General features: G+C 73.3%; 2 pseudogenes. One reads left to right on the top strand and one right to left on the bottom strand.

Going from position 1 to position 1,803, the window contains the following annotated elements:
* Positions 1–607 precede the first annotated feature (607 nt).
* Positions 608–703, top strand: a pseudogene (locus AOK11_RS46975) (beta-galactosidase); the annotation flags it as partial.
* 492 nt (positions 704–1,195) lie between these two features.
* On the opposite strand, the pseudogene AOK11_RS45990 reads toward AOK11_RS46975, so the two are convergent.
* Positions 1,196–1,417 (bottom strand): annotated as a pseudogene (locus tag AOK11_RS45990) (NUDIX hydrolase); the annotation flags it as partial.
* Between the last annotated feature and the right edge of the window lie 386 nt (positions 1,418–1,803).

The following is a 1,803-nucleotide window of genomic DNA, read 5'->3' as shown; positions in this document are numbered from 1 at the left end:
GCCCCGGTCACTTCGGACAGGGGCCGTCCGACCGGGTCCTCCCAGGCCCGTCCAGAACGTGGACACCCCCGGTGTTCCCGCTGCCATCGCCCTTCTCCGCAAGCCGCGACCGCAAGCCGCGGCTGCATCGTCACCCGCCTCCGACGGTGCCGCAGCCTACCCACGACGGCACCGTTGGCAGCGATAACAACATCTGTCACGGTTCCCACCGTCGTGCTCCACGGGACGGCCATGTCGTGCCCCGGACACCGGAGGACGGGATCGCCGACGGCCGGGAGGGCGACGGGGTATCCCCGCCCAACGGACCGCCCCCGTCCGACGGACCGCCTTCACCCCTGCGGGCCGCGCCGGCCCCCTCCTGATCCACCCGTACGGCCGACTGCTGCGCGCCGGACGTCCGCACCGGATCCTGGCGGGGAGCCTGCACTACTTCCGTGTCCATCCGGCCCAGGGCGGACCGGTTGGAGCGGATCGCCGCCATGAGCCTCAACACCGTGGACACCTACGTCCCGTGGAACTTCCACGAGCCGCACCCGGGTCTGTTCCACTTCACCGCCGGACACGACGTCGAGCCATCCTCGGTGCCGACGGCTCGGTCAGCGTCTGCATGGCCCACGGCGGCACGAACTTCGGACGGTGGGCCGGAGCCCACCACGACGGCGACACGCTCCAGCCGACCGCGACCAGCTACGACTCCGACGCGCCGATCGCCGAACAAGGGGCGCTCACCCCGAAGTTCCACGCCTTCCGGGACCTCCTGCACACGGCTACCGGAGCACCGCGACGTCCGCTGCCCGCCGACTTGCCCCTGCTGTCCTCCCGCACGGCCCCCGTCACCGCCGAAGCCGCTCTGCTGGGGGCGCTCCGCGTGGTCTCCGACCTGATCGCGAGCCCGCCACACGCGTCTGCTCTCGCGTGCCCGGGAGACATCCGCCCAGCCGGAGATCCGGCCGACCGCCCGCTCGGCGAAGACGCGCACCGCTTCCTCGGGGACGGCGCCGCCGCTGTCGGGGACAAGGACCAACCGGTCTGCGGTCGGGTCGTAGGCGATCGGATCACCGGGCTCCTGGAAGTGCACCGCCATCCGCGCGCCGGCCCGGTAGGCGTCCAGCCCCGCCCGGCAGTACGCGACCATCGGCTCCGGCAACGCGTCGAACGCGAACCAGTCCATGCCGTCGCACACCACGGGTTCCCTCACCTGCGGGGTGCCGTACCAGCGCCTCACCTCGAAGAAGGCCCCGACGCGCGCCCCGCCGACGGGGGCGCGATGGCGCACGGTGACGGCCGCGCGGACATCAGCCGGGTCGACCAGGACGCTGGTCTCCTCCCGGGTCTCGCGCACCAGCGCCGTGACCATGTCCTCCCAAGGGCCGTCCAGATGCCCGCTGGGCAGGTGCCAGCAGCTCGCCGCATACACGTCACCGGCCCGGCGGGAGAGCAGCACCTCGGGGCCCCGTCGTGCCGTCGCGCAGCGCGATCAGGTGGACGTCCAGCGGCTCGGTGTGCCGCGGACCGCCGGTCACGCGTCATCTCCAGGGCGGCGCGCGAGCAGCACGGTGAACACCGCGCTCTCCTTCGACACCCCGCCACGCACATGCTCCTGCCGCGGTGGGAGGGGCTCGCCCGGGACGGAGGGAGAGGGAGGCTGGTGGGGTGGGTCATCGGGGATCTCCGCTGTCACCGGGGAAGCGGGGAAGCTGCCAGGCCAGGGCACCGCACGGGCTGGTCACCCGCTGGACGCCGTCGGCGTCGATGCGGAGCCGGTACGCGACGGGTTCGCCGGCCGCCCGCCACCGGGCGGCG

Source organism: Streptomyces hirsutus (assembly GCF_001418415.1).
In the GTDB taxonomy this organism is placed as follows: Bacteria; Actinomycetota; Actinomycetes; order Streptomycetales; family Streptomycetaceae; genus Streptomyces; species Streptomyces hirsutus.
Note: the sequence above shows the minus strand (reverse complement) of the source record. Positions and strands in the feature narration are given on the sequence as shown.